The sequence below is a fragment of the Nocardia sp. NPDC046473 genome, from assembly GCF_040645995.1.
Taxonomy (GTDB): Bacteria; Actinomycetota; Actinomycetes; order Mycobacteriales; family Mycobacteriaceae; genus Nocardia.
The window spans coordinates 474436-498306 of sequence record NZ_JBEYZJ010000010.1; the positions used below are offsets into that span (position 1 = coordinate 474436).

At 64.6% G+C, this 23871-nt stretch carries 1 protein-coding gene; it reads left to right on the forward strand.

Going from position 1 to position 23871, the window contains the following annotated elements; all coding sequences use genetic code 11:
• The first annotated feature begins 103 nt into the window (after positions 1–103).
• A complete protein-coding gene (locus tag ABZ942_RS35300; RefSeq protein WP_357389820.1) occupies positions 104–23785 on the forward strand; it encodes an ADP-ribosyltransferase in 23682 nt (7893 codons plus the stop codon).
• Positions 23786–23871: the final 86 nt, after the last annotated feature.

The following is a 23871-nucleotide window of genomic DNA, read 5'->3' on the forward strand; positions in this document are numbered from 1 at the left end:
TTATTGGCAGTAAATCGCGTCGGGAGGCTGGTTTGCGGCAGTCTCGGCGCTTGCGGGGCTATCGAGGATCGGGCGTCGGCCGGACTCACCGGGCGGTGTGCCGGTGAGTATCGAGATGCCCGCCGGTCTGCAGTGGCTGACCATATTCGCCGGTTCCAACTGGCCGAAGGGCGACGAGGACGCCATGTTCTCGCTCGACGGCTCCTACCACACTGCGGCCGAGGAACTAGAAGCCGAGATCGCACAGTTGCGCGCGGCGTGCGACAAGGCGCTGGCGAACTATTCCGGTCCGGCTTCAGATCAGATGAAGCGCCAGTTCGACCTGTTCTTCACCGGCGATACGGCGGTGGCGAACCAGGTGAAGTCGCTGCGCAAGCTCGGGACCGCGGCCCACGAGATGGGTGTCTCGATCGAGCACGCCAAACTGCAGATCATCATCACGCTGGCATTGCTGGCCGCCGAGATCGCCTACCTGCTGACGACGTGGTTCGGGGCCGCGATGGTTCCCGTGGCCGAGGCGGAGGCCCAGATCGCCATCGCCGGATTCGGGCGGGCGATGCTGGCTCGACTGTCCCAGCATGCCGCGTGGATGGCGAAGCTGCCGATGTGGAAACTGGCCGGTATCAGCGGCCTGGTGCAGGGCGGCCTGGGCTTGCTGACCGAGGTCGCGGTGGAGGGCATTCAGAAGGACAAGGGGCATATCAGCAGCTTCGACCTGAAGCAGATTTTCGTCGCGGGTGCGACGGGCGCCGCGGGTGGCGCGGTGGGCGCTCCGGTCGGCAGCATCATCGGCAAGCGCTTCGGCAATTGGGTCGGGCAGGAATCGATGACGACGTTGAAGGCGACCGGCATCGCCTTCGTCTCGGGCGTCGGCGGTGGGCTGGCGGGTGTGGGTGCAGGCTTCGTGGCCGGTGGCGCGCTGACCGGGGAGTGGGATTTCGATCCGGTCATGCTCGCCGGCGGGGCGGCAGGCGGCGCGCTCGGCGCGATGCACGGCGCTGTCGGTCACCTGAACGCCGCGGCGCTGAACAAGACGCACGGCGCTGCCGGAGAACAGAAGCCGATCTCCCTCTACTCCAACGATGCGAAGTTTTCCGACGGCAGCTCCATCACTTCGGGATCGGACCGGAGCGACGGGGCCGGTGGGGGAGGCTCCGAGGCCACGAACAGCCGAGGCGCGGCGGATCGGCCGGGGTCCACTGGTGTCGGCAGCATTTCGGCGAAGAGCCTGCTGCCGGGGCGCTCGGGCTCCGTCGACGGCCGCTACGGGGACGGATCCGCGTCCACTATCTCGGCGTCATCGACACCGAATGGCACGTCGAGGCCGAACGGCACGTCGACACTGAACGGCACGTCGACGCCGAACGGCAATGGCGCGCAACAGTCGTCCAGTGCGCCGCCGCCGGTCACCCGAGGGGTCGAGGTCAAGCCGGAACCGGCGATCAGTTCGCCGGGGCCACAGGGTTCGCAGGCCACGGTCAACCACTCCGACGGGGTATCGCGGAATGGGGGTTCGGTTGGGCCGGATACACATTCGTCGGGCGGGTCGGTGTCCCGGCATCCGGGCGAGTTCACCCCGGCCGAATCGCACACCCGGCCTGCCGGTGAGTTCGACTCGCGCGGACCGGTGTCCAACGGCTCCGAGTCGCACGGGTCGACCCAGCACGAGCCGCCGCCCAGTCAGGCGGAGTCGCGGCCGTCGTCCAAGGCTTCATCGATCGATAGCGGGTCGGACTCACAGAGCCGGGGCCGGAGCACCGATGGGGTGTCGGGGAACGGCAGCCGGGTCGGCTCCGAAATCTCCACTCGGCCAAGCACACCGGAGGTGGAGCCGGTACGGGGCCGGTCGGGGGCGCCGATCACCTCGGCATCCGACGGCGGATCGCAGGCGCGGATCACCGCGGCGCACAACGAGTCCGGCCCGGTCGGGCAGCGGCCGGTCGTCGCTAGGGAAGACCAGTCACCGGTCTCGTCGCGGGCGGTGTCTCCAGAGCGCGCCGTCGGCCCCGCGGCTGGGCCGCCGCGGCCGGAAAGCCCGGCCGGGCACAGCGGGTCCGGCTCGGAAGCCGGGTCGATCCACACGAACCGCAGCTCGGGCGACGATGCCCGCGCGCATTCGGAAACCGTTGTGCCGGAACGCAAACACGGTACCGACGAGCCCGACGACCGCTCGATTCGACGGCCTCGGGTGCACCTGTCCGAAACAAAAGACGGCCCGGCTCTTTCCGAGCAGCCCCATCGACGCGCAGCCGAGCTGCCGACGGATTCCCTCGCCGAGGCCAACGAGCGGCCGCGCGCCACGGAGGCAGGCGACGATCTCAGCCCGCCCGTTCGCCAGGCGGCCGAGGAGCCGATGGACCGGCGTGAAGTGGACGCGCGACGTGGCCTGCGGGAGTCCGACGATATCCGCAACAACCCGGAGGTGATCGCGGCTCGGGACAAGGTGAAGGTGGCGGAGGCGGAGTTCGAGGACAGCCGCCGACTGGTCGATCACGGGGAGACGCCGAAGGAGGGCGCGCCCGCCGCCACGTTCCGGGAGATGCGCGAGGAGGCCGAGTCGCGGCTGGAGGCGGCGCGCACTGAGCACGACGCGGCGCTGGATCGGGCCGTCGACGAGCGGTACCACGAATTGGAGGGCAAGGCCCGCGACGACATCGTGGTGGACGATGCGCACAATGCCGCTGTCTATACCCGCACCGAAGAACGTTTGACGCGAGAGATCGAGAGTTTTCGCGAGACGCAGCAGCGGTGGGAGAAGAGCCAGGATGCTCTCAACGTGGCGGCGGCCAACCACGAGGCGCGGGCGAACAAGGAGCTGGTCGGCAGCATCCAGAAGGCGCACGGCCGGGTCATGGAAACAAACCAGGGTCTGGTGCAGGCCAGGCGGGAGTACAACGCCGAGGTTCGCGGGTCCGAGCCGCGCGCGGACCACCTCGAGGGGCTGCGCCGCGATATCGACGCTCGTGCGCACCAGCTGCGCACGGAACTGGTCGAGCGTGAGGCCTTGCTGCAGGCCGCCGCGAAGCACACTGCCGAATTGAACGCGGCAAGGGCCGAGCGGTTCGCTATCGACCCGAACGAGAAGCCAAGCGCGGCAAGCCGATTGATTCGCTGGTTGCAGTCCGATTCGACCGGGAACGGCGCGACCGGGCGGGTCGTGGGTGATCCGCGGCGCTTCGAGGCTGATGTCGCGCAACGAGTGCGATCGCTGCGGGAAGAGTTCGGTGAGCGGGACTCGACCGCGCGGGCTGGTGCGTCGTTGGCGGAGCTGAAACATCAGCTCGACATCGACACCGCCGCCTACCGCGCGGCGCGTGACCAGCTTGCCACGGTCGGGAAGGAGGTGATCCGCGAACGCAAGGAGATACTGGACAACGCCGGCGCGGCAGACAGGGCGGCGTTCGACGCGGGATTCGCCAAACGTCGTCCGGCGTTGGACGCGATCGCGCAGAAGCGGGTGGCGGCGACGGCGGATTTGCTGGCAGCGGTGTCGAGCTATGAGCACGAGGTGTTGTCGCCGAACCGGCCGGATGATCCGGTGGCGGTACCGCCATCCGGAGAACGGTTACGGGAGGTGATCGCGGACGGTGAGCCGCACGAGCGACTTGCCCATATGCGGACGTTCGTACGGATGGCACATCCGGAAGGCTGGATTCCCCGGAAGAATCAGATGGAGGGGTTTCTGCTTCAGGTCGCCAATATGGGCACCGGCACGGGCAAGGAGTTGTTGATGGCGATGCGGCTGGTCACCGACGCGATCGAACACAAGACGGCGTACGCGACCACCAGCACCGACAACCTGGCGTCGGGGATGGTCGATCTGGTCAAGGCGTTCACCAACTCCCCACTCGGGGATCTTGGGGTATCGGTCTCGCGGATGACCGAGGACGGGCCGATGCCCACCGGTGGGGTGATCATCGGGACGAAGGCAGACTTCGAGTTCGCGGCATTGCGCAAAACGCAGGGAGTGCTCGATCAGATCACCGCGGCGGGGGCGCCGCCGAAAGAGGTGAACGAGCTGCGGGATTGGCTCAACAATGAGCGGCCCAAACTCGACGAGATGAAGCACAAGCTGGACTCGGTCCTGGAGAAGTACAAGATCAACGAGAAGTTCGAGCCGTTCCCGAAGGGGAAATACACCGGCGACGAGTTCGATGTGCTGTTCGACGGGCAGGAGGCCGTGCTGACACCCGGCGGCGCGGAAGACGAGAACCCCGCGGTGGTGCAACATCTGGAAAAGGTGCTGTACCAGGTGCTGGCGTCGGCGAAACTCCACGACCTGACAGCCGCGGACTTCGGCAAGCCGGACGGCACCAGGGGAATGTGGCGGGCGACGTTGACCGAGACCGCGCTCGAGAAGCTGAACCGGGTGGGCGGTGATCCGGTGCACCTAGGGGATGCCGAGCTGTATCAGAATGCCGCACTGGCGGTTTGGGGCAGGCGGCGCAACACCGATTGGATCAAATCGTTCGACCCGAACAACCCGAAGGATCCGGGTCGGACCGGGCTGCTGGCCTCCGATACGAACGACAAGCTGATGGTGGATCGGACCAAGGGCACCGGCGAGGTCCGGGAGAACCGGCTGCAGGGGGTCGGCCAGTTCCTCGATATCCTCGCCGGCGTGCCGGTACGCGCCAACCATCCCGAAGGCACGCTGTATCTGGGATTCGGCCAGCTCGTCGGCAGCAGCTACCTGCATTCACCCTCCGGGGTCTCCGCCACCTTGAAGCACGTGGAAAACGCGCTCTACGACCAGCACGGGGTCGGGCCGGTCCCGCAAGTCGAGAGCTTCTACCGGGACAGGACCGAGTCCAGGGACCGGAACTTCGACACCAGGGAACTGAAACTCGAGGCAGAGGGCGAGCGGTTCGTCACGAATCTGATTGCGCCGGACGGCAAGATCGAGCTGATCACCGATAACAATGGCACCGTCACCGGCGCGAAGCAGCGCGGTCGCCCGGTCTGGATGGTGCAGACCGACAACCGCGACATCGCCGGCGACGACGTGCGTATCGTGCGCGGCGACGACGGCCGCGTCGTCGAGGAGATCGCGTTGCACACCTGGAAAGACAAGGAACTGAAGGAATACGGGGTTGTCGACTGGATCGACAAGATCACCGAGGAGCTAGTGCACGCCGAGGCGAAAGCCGCCGGGTTACCGGTAGCGGAGAAGATCAAACTCGACTACACCGTGCGCGACGCGAGATGGTATGAGAAGCACGGCAACGGGGTCGAGGCAGAACAGCTCGCGAACCAGCAGACCAAGGAATGGGGCGCACCGGGCAGCGCGCACATCGGGAACAAGGACGACGCACGCGGCAAGAGTCCGATACCCACGCCGGAGTCGGTCGAGCTGGATGGGACGCTCGTGCTGTCCAGCGGCGGACCGGGACTAGGCGAGATCAACTACGTCCAGATTCGGGGTCGGGCTTCGCGCGGCGGCTCCGGGCCCGACCGGAAAAACGGAGGCTTCCCGGGTACCTTCGAGCGCTTCATCTCACCGGGGGACTACGACGGTCCGGTGGCCGACCACGGTGTGCGCGAGCAAGTCATCCGTTACCAGAACTCGGCCAAGGAACATCGAGAAGCGTTCGCAGCACACGAGACTCACAACACCCCCGAGACGCAGGCTCGGATGGACAGTACCGAGCATGCCCTGCAACAAGCCGAACAGAACCTGCGCGAGAATGTGGCACCCGCACTGCAGAAGTCGGTCGACGAACACATGCTGTTGCCTAAGCATGGCGCGGCTTACCACGCCAATGCCCCACCGCTGGCTGGTCTTTCGGCGCTCGACGGTCTCGGACTGGCCCCGCCGGGGATGGACTTCACCACGCCGCCGCCCGCGGTGCAGCTGCCGGAACAGCAGACCGTTACACCGGAGCCGGATCGTAACGATGGCTCCGTCGATACTCCGGGCGATGCTGGTATGCACCACGACACCGATACTGACGATGGCGCGAATACCCACGGCGACAACAACACTCACTACGACAGCAGCACCAACAACAGCGATACGCACAGCGACACCAGCAGTCATTACGACAGCGACTTCACCACCGACGTGCACAGCGACACTCACGACGACGCTCCCGGTGATGCTCGGAAGGTGCCGCCAACCGAGGTGGCGCCGCGCCTGGTGCAGGAGTTCGCCGACACCCGCAATGATGGCAACTCCGCAGTAACCGCTCGACGTTCGCCGCCGCATACGTCGCCGTTCGACGGTTCAGCAGATTCTTTGTCGCGCAACGGATCCGGTACGTTTGGGCGATCCGGGCTGTCCGGACAATCGGTGTCCGAGCCGCCGGTTGGCAAAACTGATCTCGGTCCGCACCTGGACAAGTTCTTCGACGCAGCCGACGCCTATTCGGCCGCACGCCCGAAAGGCCTGGCGCACCAGAACTTCGGTAACGGTCGCGACGGGGCCCAGAACCTGACCGAGATATTCGACGACGACGGGCCACGTATCGGCCTCGGCCCCGAGCCGACGGATGTCACGGGGCCACCACCCGCACAATCGTCGCTCTCGAACGGACAGCCGGCGATACCGCCAACGACGCCTGGGCGCGTTTGGGCGGTGGCGCGCGCCGCCGCGCAATTCGACGATATCTTCGACCAGCCCCTGCAGCTGAATCAGTTGTACACCGAGCTGCGCACGATGTGGCCCGACCTGTCGTTCGACGACCTGCAGGAATTGCGGTCACACACTTACCGGAACAATGGGCTGCGACCCCCCACGGTGTCACGGGAGAATCTGGACAACTTTCTGCAGATCCTTTGGGACGGCCGCGAGTTCGTCGTGAACGAGAACAAGATCTACGAGGCATATTTGACCCTCGGGGCAGGAGACCCACCCGCGGACGCGGGCGCCTTCAAAAACGACATGGTGCAGATCCTGGCCCAACGCCCACCCGGACGGGCACAACGCGGCGACATGGAGGAAGTGGGTGTGCTCACGCCGCACAACGCAGGCAACTGGACGCCCGAAGACATCCCGGTCGTGCATTTCGCCCGAAACAGCTCCCGCAACGTACACAGCCACGATATCAAATTCAAGATCTATGTGAATGCGACCGGTCGCGCGCGCTCCACCGTGACCGGCCACCTCGTCCACTATGTCCTCGACAACCCCCGTGATTTCCCCGGGGTCTATGAAGTGAAAGCATTCGGCCCGCAGGAACTGCGGGTGGACGGCATCGTGGTCTACGTCGGCGACCAGGCCGCGGCAGACCGGGTGATCGGATGGTTGCGGGAGTATCAGAACCACTTCCCCGACCAGTTCCACTGGGGTGCGCCGACCGGGTCTGAGCAGGTACTCTCCGGTGTTGGCCTCGGTGCCGAACCTCGCAACGACAGCTTCGGCAGGACGCGGGCCAAAGCGCTGTTCACGGCGCTCGACCTGCACCGCAACGCGACATTCGACGACTTCGCTGCCGAAGTCCGAAATCAGTACCGCGCCCGGGGCATCGACCCCGAGCGCGTGCACCTGAACCTGGCACCAGCGACCGATGGCAGCACCGCACACCAGGGCTCCACCAGCATCGGTGTCGGCGAGCATGCAGGTGGCACCACCGCGCTCGTGTCGTATCAGGAGCCGATCACCATCAATCAATGTATCCCGCGTAATCTCACCGGTTTCACTGACCTCACCGGCAGCACTTACACCACAATCCCCGCATTCACCGGCCCCAGTGGGCACTCCTTCCAGGCCGCCAAGGTCTTCATCGGCACCCCCGTCCACAAGGTCGGTAACTATGCCCGTGTCACCGACCTGCTCCGCGTCCATAAGCCGGCCGCCGCTGTCATCATCGACATCTACAAGACGCCGATCGGCAAGTACAACATCGGCGGTCACCTGTTCTACGCCGCCGTCGACGAAGACGGGGTTTTCACCGTCACAGACCACGAGCGCGGGAAGACTTACCGCGCCCTGCCGGAACCTCCGCACGAACTGGACACCGTCTATATCTCCCTCGTCACTCTCGACGGCGGCCACCCTATCCAGTTCACCCTCGACACCGGCTCGTCGAGTAGCGAATCACCCTCCCGCGCCACCAGCCCGGACCACGAGGAAGTACTCCTCGCCCTCGGCCCCGACCAACGATCGCGGGGATCGGGCGCAGCGGAAATCACCAACGCCCTCCCAGTCACCGACGGCAGCTACCTGACACCTCAACCGTGGGAAGACCAGACGCTGCCGGACGACCCGTCACATTACCTCGGACTCGACGACTATCTGGACACAGAACCGGTCACCTTCATCGAGTACGGGATGGAAGAGTTCGTCGAGACGTACTCCGCTGTCGATTGGCCTCTCCACATAGGAGTCCGCTTCCAGGAACCCGGTAACAATCATCGAGGTTTCGCTGCTCGATTCACGGGCCCTTACGTGGAAATGACCAACGACAACGACAAGACCCACACGCTGAGAACCGCGGTGTTCTGGAGTCAATTGAGGAATATGTCTCGGAACAATTGGACGGTCTCGACACTTGAATCGGCCCACCGCGAGGATTTCGCATCATACGTCGAGACAACCGACAAGATCCTCGACGCGGTCGCACGCCACGATCTACCCACCGGCACCACCCTCACCTGGCGGTCCGATCAAGAAAGAATCACCACAGCGGAAGTACTCGCCGACGGCGTTTTCGGGCTCCGTGGTGGCAGTGATGACGGCATCTTCGATCCCGTCGTCACCATCGCCGCGGAAACTCTCTCCCACCATCTTGAACGCATCGGCGCGGTCAAAATCACCCCACCCCAGCACGCCCCACCACATCCAGTTCCCCTCGTCGTGGCATCGCCCGCCCACACTCCCGCCAGCAAAGACACCGACACCGTAGCCGGCCCTTCCACCGGCCGACCTGGCCCATCGGCAACCGGCGTCGCCTTTCCACATGCAGTGAATAGAACACTCTTCGCTCTCGGTAAAGTATATTCGGATAACAATCTCCGACAGATGGCAGATGAAAGTTTCAAGGTGGTTGTCGAAAACCTCAAGAGGCAAGGAATGGACGTCAGTGAAAAAGAGTTAGCTTATGCATCAAGGCACATATTTAAACGGTATCCCCACATTGGAGATGAGGACTGTATTCTCGACTCCAATCGAAAATTGTCCCATCTAGCCACGGCGTTCCACCTGGCCGCAACGAGCGGCCTAATCCCCAACAAGCATCCAGAACCTCGACCCGACCCCTCCGAAATCCGGGCTGAAGCGGTCCGCTACCTTGTCGAACAGGACCGAGCCGGACATGGCGGAAGAGTGACAGATCGAAAGATGTACCAAGCGATCAGGGCCGATCGTTCAGAAGTTGGTCTAGATATCAGTGGTCGTATAAGAGACATACTCTTTGGAGCGATCATGGACCTCGATATTCCACGGGAGCATTGGGTTTACAAGAATGACAGGCTGGATCGAAAAGCCACAATCATAACTCATGTTCGGCAGAGCGAGGCCTCCCGCGATCTGCTCTGGCCTGGTTCTTCCGGGGAGGGTTCGTATGGTTTGAGTGCTGACTCTGACGGCAGCGCCGCACACGCCCGCCCCACCCAGATCGGCGCCAGCGAACACGAGAACGACTGCGGCCCAGCCCTGCTCACCCATCTCGATACTCATGCCCCCGACTCGGCTCGCATCGACCACGACAGCCTTCCCCGCGGCCCTGCCGGTGTCACCCACCATGACATCGAACACCACACCCTCACCCCACACACACCACGCCGCATCGGACTCAACGACAACAACCGCGAGCGCAGCGCTGACGGTGCGTCGGAGCAGCCGGTGATGATGCCCGATATTCCGTCGATCGTCGTCACGCCACCTGCGGAGGACGCTGCCAACGGTGTCACCCCGTTGCACGGGGCGGGTGTTCTATCGGGAGAGGAGCTTTATTTCGGGGAGTTCCTGACCGAGGTGCTGGGTGGTGCCCGTTTCGGCGGGTCCGAGGCCTCGATCTTCGACGGTCCGGAAGACTATGTGCTGCCCGGCCTGTTCGACGAGCCCCGGCATGTATTCGAGCCGGCGGAGGGCGAAACCTATTTCGGAGCGCTGCGCGAGACGATCGAAGCCGGAGAGGTCACGTTCCTGGGCGGTCTGAGTCCGGCGCTGCAGAATTTCGGTTCCCGGCGCGAAGGCCTCCAGAACTTGGTGCACATGCTGCCGGTTCCCCATGACCAGATGGAGATGCTGCAGGATCACGTCATCAGAATGGTCGAGGAGCACTTCGGCCCGGACCCGGCATTCGCGGCAACCGTCATGCCGGCGCTGGAGACGGCTGTCAAGAAATTCTCTCAACTGCTGAGCGAGTCGGGAGAGCCGTTGAGTGCGCCGCACCTGGGCAATCGTTATCCGGCGTTCCTACGTCTTTCGCCTCGCGTCGTGCGCCGGTCGGACGATCAGATGGCGCCGGTCGGTGATGGTCCTCCGGTGGGTAATCAGAGATATGATTCCGGTTCGACCGAACACGGTAATAAGCACAGCACTGCCAACCTGCGCTCCGGCGCGTATTCCTACGCTCATGGTTGGCCGGTCCGTCTCGGTGTGCTCCGGCGGGTGGGGCTGACCGGGCAGCTGGCCGCCGAGTACCACCGGTTGTCCACCAACATGACCGTCGATACGACGCTGCAGGTCACTGCGAAGCTGCGCAGTCTGGGGCCGTCCGAGCTCTACGACCTGCTCGGGGAGTGGCAGATCCGCCTCGGTCACGGGTGGCACGACGTGTTCCGGGTGCGGACAGACGACTGGGCGACGGTCCTCACCGCGCCCCTGCAAGCCCAATTCCCGCTGTACATGACCAGGAGTGGAGAGCTGCCTGCGATAAATCCGGCCGATGCCGCCACGATTCCCGCGCCGATCGAACGGCTGCAGCGCGAATTCCCGCTACACGGTGTCCTCGGCATTCCACACATCGATCAGCTCCGCGCCGATACGTTCGCCTCGTTCGGGTCCTATTTCAGCGATCTGGACACCGATTCCCGTGAAGTACTGTTGAAGTTCTTCGAAGAGGAACAATTCTGTGACAATTTCCCGAAGATGTGGGGTGATTCGGCCCCGCATACCGACGCCCAGGACCCTGGTTTCGGGTTTTCCTCACCGATCCTACGGACAAACTCCGGTGAACCGGGGTATCTGCATATCGTCGTCGAGGCGAACGGTGGTACGGAGATCGCCGGCCCGACCGCGAAGCAGAGCCGACTCGAATCCTATTTGGTGCGGCAGGTGGGTCTGCACGGTAGTTCGACGATCACCGAGATGCTCGGTGCCTCCCTGGCGTGGACGCTCGAATTCGGCGCTGACGCGATCGCCGAGGACACCGGCCACGCGCCTCCGAGCGGTCGAATCACCTTCCGAGGCGGGGCATCCCGCGAGTTCAGTCACGGCCTGAGCCACCAGAACGACGCCCAGAAGCAGCATTCGCTGCGTCTTGCGGGAAATGATTTCCACAACGTGATGACCATGTTCACCTTCCACGTCACACTGGTTCGTCCGTTCGGTCCTCCGGTGGCGCCCGCTATCGGAACTCCGTTGCACGGGGGGAACGACTATTCGGTCCGAATGCTGGTGCCGTCACTGCAAGACCTCGGTCACGCTCCCACCAAGACTTTGTACCCGACATCGAATGTCGTGCATTTGCGGCAGTACGGCATGAACACGACACCGCTGGGCGTCGACGGCGCTGCGGGGTTGATCGCGCAGGCCAGGCAGCGTCTCGCCGACCGCGGCTTCATCCCGTCCGCTAACAACACCGCGGGCCCGCTGAGTTGGCTCACCCACAATGCCACCGTCGAACAGCAGCTCGATAATCGTCGCAAGTTCGACGACATGTTCGGCCCGACAGGCCTGAAATCAGCTCAGCCGGGGGCGATCGAAGGCGGGGTCATCGAATGGTTCACGCTGAAGACTCCGACCGGGGTCCGGCGCTTCGGGATCGAGTTCGTCACCGAACGGCACTATCCCTCGGATGACCCGTACGATGGCGCCTCCCACGACTGGACCTACGACGAGGCCCAGACATATAACGTCACCGGTTCCGCGATGTCGGGCGGCGAGGAATTCTCGGCGGCGTCGCCGTGGGAGAATTACCATGGCGGCTTCAACGTCGCGGTGAACACTCCGATCGTGGGCGTCACCGGCGTTTATGACCATTCCCGCAAGAACAAGCGGATCCGGGGTTCCGGCTCGGGTTTCGGCGAGCAGAAATTCACGCTCAGCTCGCCTGGTCTCGAAGTCGTCACCCTGTCCGCTGTCCACAAGGTGCGGTTCATCGAGAGAGCCGTCCCCGACGAGACGATCACCGCGATCGGTAACGTCCGCGTGGCCATCCCCTCCGACGACATGCTGACCGAACGGCCTGCCGCCGCGCCGCGCCCGCCGGCCACGATCCGCGAGCTCGCCGCAGCCGACACTCGGCGGCTCGCGATGCCAACCGGCGGCCGCACCCTTGAAGACGGGGTCCTGCGAGTTCCCGACGGCGCCGTTGTGCAGCATTTCATCGTCAGTAAGGAACTCCGGAAGGCCGCCACCGGCGCCATCAGCGATCTCCGCAACTACTACCTGAACTACGTGCGGACGGCCTCCGCTGCCGCCCTCAGCGATCTCCGCGACCACTTCCAGCAGGCCGAAGGGCCTGACCAGACGATGCCGGGCGCCTACCTTGCCGATCCGATGGATGAGCAACCACCGCCGGAGCCGTTTGTGGGAGCGGAGATCGAGGTTCTCAGCTCTGCGCCGGAGGACGTCCTGGAGCAGCAGCCTCGGCCTGCACAACCCCAGGAACACGAGCCGCAGCCGGAGCCGGGCGATACCCCCACGCAGCAGGAGCAGCACGATATTGCCCGGGACACCCGGACCGAACCTTCGATGCCGGGCGCGTTTCCGGCCGATCACCTCGAGATCGAAGCGGAACCTGCTCCACAGGTGAACTGGCCGGCGGTGGGACAGGCTCTGCTCGGCAAGGCGGAGTGGGTGGTGGATCGAGTCACCGGTGTCGGACAGTGGGTCTGGCGACACGCCCTCGGCGAGCCCGCCACGGATCCCTGGTCGAAGGTCGCCGAGGCCACCCATGCCGCCTTCTCGACGGAGCAGATGATGGCCAATGCGCTGCCGATCTTGCAGGACAGCCTCACCGGCGAGGGCCTCTTTTCTGACGGTGTCCTGGCCGGAACCAGTTACCGGTGGAGAGTGCGGGCTATTCTGACCGAACCCAGGTATCTGGGGCGGCGTAAGAAGAACCTGGAGTCCTGGGCCAAGCGCGAGAGTAAATTCCAGCGCTCGCAAGCCCGCCAACGTGGCCACCGCTTCGGCGTCACCCCGTCCGGCCGGCCGGACGGATCCGCCGACGGCAGTGTCGTGCCGGCCGGCAGCTATCAGTACGGCTGGACCGACGAAGACCACATCACGGCCTCTGACAGCATGTACTCCAGCCGGGTCCGCAACTCCAACGAACTTGTGCACCTGTGGGGTGGCGACCTGACGGTGGTCCTCGAGTTCGAGTCGGGTACGCGCAATCCCCTCGTCAATATGCTTCCGGGCGGGCCTCGCACCGTTACTCGCGTCTTCGATGTACCCGACGGGGTGGAGTTCTTCCTCGACAACCACGACTTGCAGGACATCCCCGAACTGGCCGCGATTGTTCATGCGAGCAGCGACTACCGAATCCCCCCTGCCCCGGAACCCGACCGAACCCTGCCCCTCAGCTTCCTCGAGACCGGCGGCCATCTCGGTTACGGCGCCGTCGTCAAGGCCACCATCAGACCCGATGATGACACCGCCAGCAGCCGCGATGTCCTCAAAAACCTTGTGATGGAACATGTTACGCAACTAGCCGCGGGCGCCGGCCAGATCAATTCGAGCAACTACCTCCCATTCCTCGAGTCCGTGATGAACATGCTCGGCACCACCTTCGGCCTGCGCACCCTCGTCTACGACGGGCCCGACAGCCGCATCACCTTCGGCTTCATCAGCCGCGATTGGCCTTATTCGGCCCTCCCATCCTTGGTGACGTTCACGCTCAGCGCTCGCCTCGATCCTGATGTCGACCTCGGCGCCGTGCTCGGCAGAGAGGTCACCCACCCCTCCGCCCTGGACACCATGCTCGGCACCACCGGCGCCGACAGCAGCGCCCTGCCCATCGCGGGTGCCACCGGAATCGGCAAGAAGCGGGTCAAGAGCCACCAGGCAACTTTCAATCCCAGCCTGAACAACGAGGTGAAGACCTCATTCAGCTTCACCGGCGAGCAACAAGCCATCCAGAGCAACGAGCGAACCTCGGACACCGGTGTCGCGTCGTGGACGCAGAGTAGCGGGCGCCTTAGGCAATTCCCCGTCCGGTATCAGCTCGAGGTCGAGGTCAGCCGGCGTCTGCTGACTGCGAACCTGAAGAAGACCCTGCTGTCCACGGGTGCCGATATCGAAGCATTCTTCGGGCGGGAGAACGGGATTTTCGCGCTGAACGAGGCCGAACTCCCGCCGCCGGCCAATACCGTCCGCGGCTCCGTGGGGCTCGACACGCTGCTCTGGTTCCACACCTCCGAAACCGGAAACGGTGCACTCACGCCCCGCATCCCGCCCAGCATCTATGGTTCCGATCCCACCGTGCCCCGCCAGGCCGCCCCACCGGGCACCATCGCCCTCGATATGGAGATCCCGGCCGAGCTGCGTGCCCTGGTCTCCACCGCGCCCTGGGTGCCGACCAACGAGATTTCGCTCAATTACTTCTCGGGCGCACGGCAAATCGCCGATGCACTCCGGCAAGTCGACCCGTCCCTGCGCCGCACGGATCCCACTCGCAGCACCGGCCAGCAAACCTATTCCTCGGTAGGCGTATTCAACCTGCTGAAACAGTTGGCCGCCACGAATCAGCTCACCCGGCTCGGACCCGCGGCCACCGCGGCTTTTCTCGGCACCTCGGGCCGGAGCGATCAGGTGCCGCGCCCCCAGCCGCACGCCGAGGGCGAGTCGGTCACCGGCACCTTCGTGAAGTTCACTATTTATGCGCCGCAGATCGACTCGACCAGCCGAGATATCGCCGTCCACCACAAGAGAACCAGGAAGACCGGCGAAAAGAGCACGGCCGGACACGGATTCGGCTTCCGCCCGACCATCGGCCTCACCAACGCCTTCACGGCGGACTCCACCAACCAGGGCAACCCGTCCAATGTGCCGATCGGCGGCTACCTCGAGATTGTGGAACAGGTCAGCGATACGGTCCGACAGGACGACGATCTGCTCCGCCAGGGCACGACCGCCGAGACGGCCACCGGCGAAGGACGGGACAGCAACTTGTTCGTCGGCGTCGGAGTCGCCGAAATCGTCGGCAGGAGAGGCAGACTCTGGGTTCCCGGCATTGTCCGCGGGTACACCACCGCCCTGCTGGAGGCGCACGCTCTGGGCGAGCAGATCGGCCCGCCGCGGCCGCCCGCGCTGCCCGCGCCGGCGGTGCTGGCCGGGACACGGCGGCCGTCCACCTATGGAATGGGTCGGATGGGCTCCGTTGTGGCACTCCCGCATTCGAGACCATCGGTCAGCGCGGACGGTTCGAGCGCGAAACCTGCTGCGGCAGTGCCGGTTCAAGCCTTGCCGCCCTCGGGCGACACCACGATTCCGGCGCAAGGGGTCGGCGCACTCGACAATCAGCCCGATGCCGAGGCGCAACAACAACATTCGGAGCCCGTACCTGAATCCGAACCGACAGGCACTACCGATTCGCCGGACCTCGGTACCGATCCGGCCGGAACCGAAACTGTCGTCCCCGCCCCGGAATCCGAACATCAGCTGACACAGATCACCGAGGTCGACACCCACTCCGGAACCCAACATGATGGTGCGCTGGACAACTCGGCGGAACCGGGCGCTGTCGACCAGGTCGACGAGTCCGAAAACCTCGCGCGGGTGGAGGAATGGCAACGAGGCATGCTCGATGTACTGTCGGCGGGGGAGCGGCTTGGCGAGACATCGCGCGACGACGCGGTCCACGAGCCCGATCTTGACCAACCTCGTGCCCCGCCCACCGATGTCGTCCGATCTTCCTCTCCCACAGGCACTGTCGAGTCGAGCGGCACCGTTCAGCACGCACCGCTGCCTGAACACGAATCGACCGACACCGAGCATCGCGAACCGCCCGCGTCGCCACGGACACCGATCGAGGACGCGGACCTCGTCCGGCGTCAGCGCGAGGTCGAGCAGCTCACCGACCTCGTCGGCCCGCTCGATCGCCGGGAGACCCGCGGCCCTGCCTCGTTGTCGGACCGATTCTCGTCACCACCACGCTCCGACGACGGGTCGGTGTACAGCGATCCGGACCGGACCCACGACACACCACTGCTCGGCACCGACCAGACCGCCCCGGCGATCCCGTTCCGGCTGGCGGACACGCGGTCCCAACTGCGGCTCGACGACGACTCGGAGGACGGCAGCGACGACCAGGAACCACTGCAGCACATCAAAACAACCCCGGATGATTCCGCAGCGCCCAGAGACGAGCGGACTTCCGGAACCGATGAGCTGAACCGGCGCGACCCCGTACCCGCCGCATCCGACGACCAGATCGGCAGCACGCCGCACACCGGCGACGACCTCGCACCACTTCCCCAACCTCGCGACGGCACAACATCCACGACCGAGCACCGGGACCTCAGCACTTCAGGCATCGACAGCAGCGCGCCTGTCCGTACCAGCGATACTCCGCACGAGCAACCCGCACGGCGACAGCGCACGCGGGAACGCCTGCGGGGCTTCATATCTCGCATCAGCCACGCCACCGACAACGCGACGACAACACCCGCGCCACCGCACACTTCGTCAACCACACCCACTCCACGGCGCGGTATCCGTGCTGCCCTCCAGCGGATCATGCCCGAAACAGTCGGCAGCACAACACTTCCCGCAGCACGCCGGACCGCAGTCCCTGCCCACGGCGACGGCACCACCACCCACACACCTGTCACCACGCACAGCCTCGAGCCCAGCGACGAATGCCTCCCCGACACACTCGCCGACATCCAGCACGACACCAACAGCACCGCGATCCGCCCGCACTACCGGTCGAAGGGGCTGTTCGGCCGCTTCGGCCGAGGACTGCCCGGCCGCTCACGCCGAGAAGCCGAGAAGGCCGCCGGCGCCAAACTTCGCGGCTACGCCGACGAACACCAAATCGCCAAGGAGCTGCAAATCCTTGGTCCCGGAGCACAGGCCCTGGTCGTCAGCGAGCACGCTACCCGCACCGCGAACCGCATCGGCGCGCACGCGTATCGGATGGTCAACGACCGCGGCGTCATCTTCATCCGAGACGCCACCAACCCGGCCCACAGATATCCCGGGGACACTCGAGCGAAGGGTTTCCATGCCGTCCTCTACACCCCAACCGGCAAACCAACCCGCCCACTTCGCCTGCTCAACGGCACGATCTCCGACTTCCCCCGCGACATCCGCATCGGCGCACCTGACGACAGCGGTTTCACACAGCAGCGAGGATTCTCGTCCGCGCACCAGAATCCGCCCGGTGCGTCCGCTCGATCGGCGGTTCTCGGCAACGTGCGGATCGGCGCGAACAACCGGAACGACGCCTTCGCCGATCGACCCGACAGCATCATGAACTCCGCCCCGGGTGAGCACACCGGCAGCAGCGGTCCGGCTCCGCGCGCATCCGGCTCGGGATCGCTCACCACCCACGTCCGGAGCGGCCTCCCTTACACCGCCGTATCCAGCCCGAGATACACCGATGTGCCGGAACCCGCCGACGCCGCGACCTCCGTCGACGACCGTCTGCGGACACAACTCGAAGGCGAGAGCCCAGCCGAGCCGGTTCGTGGCATGGACCGCCGTCCCACTCAGCCGTTCGAACCCGAGGGCGAGGACACCTACTTCGGTGCCGCCCTGCTGAAGGATCTCGAACACCATCTCGAGGGTCCGACCGATCCGCTACGAACCCATGTCGACGATACCGAGGACGAACCCCCCGTCCTCACCCCGGAGGTCAAAAGACAGGCCAGGGCCGCCATCGGCGCCCCGGTCACAGTGCGTCGCAGCACATTTGCCGACGGTAGCGACGCCTTCGTCCTCATCGACCACCGAGGCACGGTCACCCGCCTGCCGGCGGCGGGCTCGCGACGAGCGACACTGTTCAACGATCCCGGCGCGCGGCCGTACTTCCGGGTCGAGGAACCCGACGGCACACACACCGACGTCGACCTCGCACTGACGAAGGGCTTCGACTTCGCGCGCGATGAACCCGTCCCCGGCGCCACACAGAGTTGGGTGCGCCCTACCGGCACGTTGCGCTGGACGCGACAAGACGACGCCGTCCGGGTGCTCGGACGCGACGAGAACAACGCCGTCGAATATCTGGCCGTGCGCGACGGGGAGACCGTGGTGGTGAAACCCGAGAACTCCTCGCAGCACCTGATCAAGAAGCCACGGGTCCCGGGGTGGTATCGCGTCAACGGCCTGCGCACCGTGATCGCGATTCCCAGACTTGTTGACCGCAAGGACTCCCCGATGTATGGGCCGCGGGGGCTACGAGCACAGGACGCACGCCAGGGTCAGGCCGCCGATTGCGCGTTCCTTGCCTCCCTGAGACACATCGCCGAACGCAATCCGTCGGCAATCGTCGATATGGTCCATATCCACAAGGAGGACAAGAACTTCGTCAGCGTCCGGTTCTACACCATGGGCAAACGCCGCTGGGTAACCGTCGATACCAGACTGTATGTCCCCGAGGGCAGCGACCTCGCCTGCTTCGCCGCTCATCGCCCCGGCGAACCATTGTGGGCCGCGCTGATCGAAAAGGCACATACACGCGCATTCGGCGGTGACGACGGATACCACAGTTACGCCAGCGGCGGTTACGGCAGCGAGATCGCCGAACGGTTGGGTAAGGGCTTCTATCGCGACGAGAAAGGCTGGCGACAGCAGCCGGTCAGCAGCGTTACCGACGGCGGTTTCCTCAGCCCGATGCGACTCGACATCGATGAACTGCACGAACTGTTCGGCGGCGACCTCGAATTCTCTCGAGAGGTCGCCGACACCTACGATCGCTGGGAGCAGGGACGCCGGCCCATCCTCCAGACCGAGCGGAACCGCATCAATGCCGTTCACAAGAACGACGCGGCCGCCGCGAACGCCGCATGGGCACAATTCCACCTCACCGTGCAGTTCAACATACACCGCAGTTTCCTCGAGGACCTCGATAAACGGTTCCCCGGCCGCTGGAAGAACGAGAAGGCAGCGTTCACCGACTACTTCGTCGAAATGTATGGCGGCGAGGCCGCAGACCGAACCCTCACCGATCACCACTACACGATCACCGCTCCGGCATTCGTCGACCGAATCCGTTACGCGCTCGGAAAACCGGGCACCACCGTGACACTCGGCACGCACCCATTCGGGCAGGGCTCCGAAAACCGGACCATGGTGCCGGGCCTGATCGGCGGCCACGAATACGACCTTCTGGGAATCTATGTCGACAAGAATGGCAGGCCGTGGGTTCTGGCGGACAATCCATGGGACGATAACGGTCGATATCCACTTCCGATTGAGGGTGTCGAATACCGCCTCGACCCCAAGGGATTGGACTACACGACCGATACGAGCGGACCTGAGTACAGCGTCAAACCGGATTACACCCGATACCGCATCGATCCCGACCGGACCGAGCACGGGATCAAATCCGACGGCACTCGATACCGCATCGATCCCGACGGCACCGAATACGGCCTCACCCCCGTCGCACCGGACAAACTGGCAGATTTCGCACCTCAGATCCGCAAGGACATCCAATACCGGATCGATCCCGACGGCACCGAGTACGGCATCAACCCGGACATGACCCGATACGTCATCAACCCGGACAACTCACGAGCCGCCGTACTGGCCGACGGCAGCCACTACCGTGTTTCGGCCGACCAGACCCAATACCTGACCACCGCGGACGGCACCGCCCTGATCCTGCGTCCCGGCGACCCGGACTGGTCTCGCGACCCCGGCCGCATCGACCCACCCGACATCACCATCCCGCGCCGCGGCGGCATCGTCGCCATCGATCTCCAGCACATCCCGAAATTCGCCACCCTCGCGGTGAGCGGCCCGGGCGCGCACGGACTCTACGGCCCGGACGACGTCGTCCGAACGAAGACCGGGCCGACCGCGACCCCGCGCGGAACCCACGGCCCGTACGGCCCCGAACGTCGATCGCTCAGCGGTCCTGCGGCGGCGGCCCGGTCGGTCGCCGACATCATCAGTCCGTACGCGCGCGCCCTGAGCGCCGTGCTGGGTGGGCCCGGTCCGGTCGACTTCGCCCAGGTGCTGACCATCCTGCGGCACACCAACGCCGCACAGGATGCGCGCCCACTGGAAGCGGCGTTCGGTGGGACCCTGCGGGACATCGTCCGAGAAGCCTTGGCGCAGAAGCGTTTTCCCGAAACGCAAGCGTTGCGGATGGCGCGCCTGCTTGGCTGGGAACCGGCGGAGGAATTGCCTGCCGACGTACCGGCTCCACCCTCCGTCGCCGTTCTACCGGGTGCGACGCCGGAGCAATTGCCGCAGGTGGAGCAGTACGCGCGGGCGGTGTGGAACGAGACCCGGGCCGAGGCTGCGCTCGCGCTGACGGCGCGGCTGGATCGGGACCTGCCGACGCTGTGGGCCGTGCGGGACGCCTACCGGCAGCAACCAGGGCGGCGTGAGCTGATCGCGGACCTGCGCCGCGCGTTTCCCGGCGAGCGCGAATACATCGACCACGTCTTTGCCGAACCGTCGGCGAAGCTCGCGGCGGGGGAGCCGGATGCGGTACCGACCCCGGTCCAGGAGGACACGGCGCTGGACTGGATCCGGGCCCTCGGCGACATGCCATTCGAGAATCGGACGGGCTCCCAAGCTCATCTCGACGCCGGGTCCGCCGAGCGAGCGCACCTGATGGCGTTGGCACTGGTTCGGTGGGGCGCTCACCCGCGCCGGATCACCGTCAGCGGCGAGGGCATGCGGATAACCCGCACCCTGCCGGACGGCTCGCGTCATGAGGTGCCCGTGCAACGGTATGTCGCCAACCTCGTCTACACCGTCCAAGGAGGTACCCCCGGCTGGCAGGTATTCGATCCGGCGCTGGGCCGAACCCCGTTGCGCGAGCAGGAGGTTCGCATCGCCTTGAACGCGTCGAGGGCTCCGCCGCGCGGGCAGTCCGGCACGCCGACGACGGTGACCATCGAGACCTCCGAGATCCTGACCCCGGACGCACTCGAGGAATTCGACCGCGAACTCCGCCGTCCCGAACCGCGAGCGTCCGACGCCAGCACGGCACAACAACATTCACAGCGCGCCAGCCGCGACACTGCGGTCACGAATCCGGTCGGCGCACGGGGCTTCAGCGCGCTGCCGTCGACCGGTGCCGTCGGCCGGCCCGACGGCGTTCTCGACGAGGAGTATTGGGTAATTCACGGTATCGCCAAAGGCTACACGAATGGGGAAATTCAGGAACTCCTCGGCCACAATGGGTTCCCTCATCTGTCTGCTGCGGGAGTCTCCTCCCGTGTCAAGTCTCTCTACGCTTCGGCAGGAATCACAAGCCAGGCCCGAGACGGGGAGATGCGGCTACGCGAGGCGTTTATCGAGAGCTACCGGGAGTCGATCAACCAAGAAACACTCGATGGGCTCCCATTGCGGTTGAGCAAGCTGGATACAGACGTTTTCGAATATGTTTTCCGTAACCCGGGTCGCCGTGTAAGCAATGTTGACTTCTACCAAGAGGTTGGCACCGCTCTCGCGGTATCGAGTAAAACAGTGCGGCGTTCCATGATGTCGATATTGGCGCGGGTCGGGATTTCCAGTGACAAGTGGATACGCGACGAGCGTCGGCGGAAGAACTTGGGGCAGACCTTCATAGCGCTCGCAAGCAGTCTCGAGGGGCGGATCGATCCCGAGGCTCTCGCCGAGTTCCGGAGCTCCGGTGGCGCCCGGCAGTGGAGGGCGTCGCCTCTGCCGTCCCGCATGCGCGTGGTGGACGAAGGGCCAGGCGACGGCAGTAGCGTTCACCCGGGAGGTATTCCGGGCTCGGGGCCGGTCGGTCCGGTGATTTCCGGTTCGGGTCCGCGTGACGGTAGTCCGGTCAGAATGTCGCGGGGGGACTGTGGACCGCTGGCTCTCGAATTTGCCGCTCGTCTGAATCCGGGTGCTCGGATTCGGTTGTCGGGGGCGTCCGGTGGGTTGTCCGGTATGACCGGTCCGCAGTTCGAGTTCGATGCCAGGGCGCGACTGCAACACGTCGATACCCTCGGTCCGGTCATCGGGCTGCTTCGTACGTTCGGTCATCGCTCGTTGAGTCTCGTGGTCGGCAAGCACGCCAGCGTCGATGCCCGGGGTTTCGGCGCCCATTCCGGCGTGATGTACAGCTGGGACGGGATGCTACGGATTTACGATCCTGAAACCGGCGTCGATCATCCTTTGGAACACCATTCATTCCCGGAGGTTCGAGCATGGCTCGTGATCATCTATGGCCCAGATGGGAGCCCGCAGACCATCGCGGGTTATCCCTATGACGGCGCCGCCGTTCTCGGCGATGCTCTCATCGGCGCACCACCGACCGATTATCAGGTGGATTTCGAAACGTTGGAGTTGTCACCGGAGTTCTTCTGGTCGGGTAATGGTGCCGGGTTTTATGATCTGCCGATTGCCTCTTTCATCGATCTGTTCGATGCCGGTGGGATGCTGCGATTGACCGCGGTCGAGGGCGGGTTCACGGTGCAGTACCACCAAGTGGGTGGCCCCGGTGGTGTGCTGCCCGGTCCTGTTCTCGACAGTGCCAGTACATTGGAATTGATACGCGGGCGATACAATACTCATGCGGTCACCCGCACGGTGCTTCACCGGCCGCATCGCGATCTGTTCGACGGCGTACGTGTATTCGACAGCGATAATGCCGGAGCCGCCTACGGTCGCCGCCGACTGCGCATATGGCGCGACCTGCCGCGCGAGCAAAAGGTCGCGCTGCGCGCATATCAGGAGCGGCAGCTGGTGAACAGCAGATTGCGGCTCTACCAGAACGACGATCGGGGTTTCGACAGATTCTGCAACGGGTTCCGGCGGGACGCTGATATTGCGAATCGAATAATTCGAGTGCATGGGACTATTCCGGACCTCACGGCAGTGCAGAATCGCTGCTATGATCTGAATGCTGCGGCTCGTCGCAGCAGAAGCGAAGCGCTGGAGCTGGAAGCGCTGGATGAGATTCTGGCACATCCCTACCCGCACATGTACAGGGATCAATTGCTTGCCGCTCCGGAGATTCTTCGTTCGATGGACGATTATTGTCAACGGTATTTCGGTGTCCCGTTCAGCTCGAATATCATCCGTCGGCAGATCGAGCTGCTCGATCGGGCAACCGACCGAGAGCTGCCACTGACTGAGCCGATCCGCGTTGTTCGCTCCCTCCAGGACATCAACTTCCTGGTCGACTGGCACGGCAACACCATGAGCGGACAGTCCGATCTGTCCGTGCTGCTCAACGTCACCCAGCAGGAACCGGGTTTCATGTCCACCTCGGTGAGCGCCAGGACCGTAGATCTCCACCACGCCACCAACTATCGTCTGGAGCTTGTGCTGTATCCGGGGACGCGCGGGGTCTACATCGGCCAAGACGGCGGCGAAGAGTTCGCACACCAGAATGAACTGCTTCTGGCGCGCGACACCCGCTATGTCATCACCGGATACGGCTACGACCGGTCCGACCCCAATGTCGTTGTCCTGTACGGCTACGTCGTACGCGCCGCAGTGCATACCGGACCCCATACGAGTCGGTGATCGGAGTACCGATGACAAGCACGCTTTGACGGCTGCGTCACATTCTGATTTACTCCAAGGCAAATCAGTTGATTATTAGTAAATCC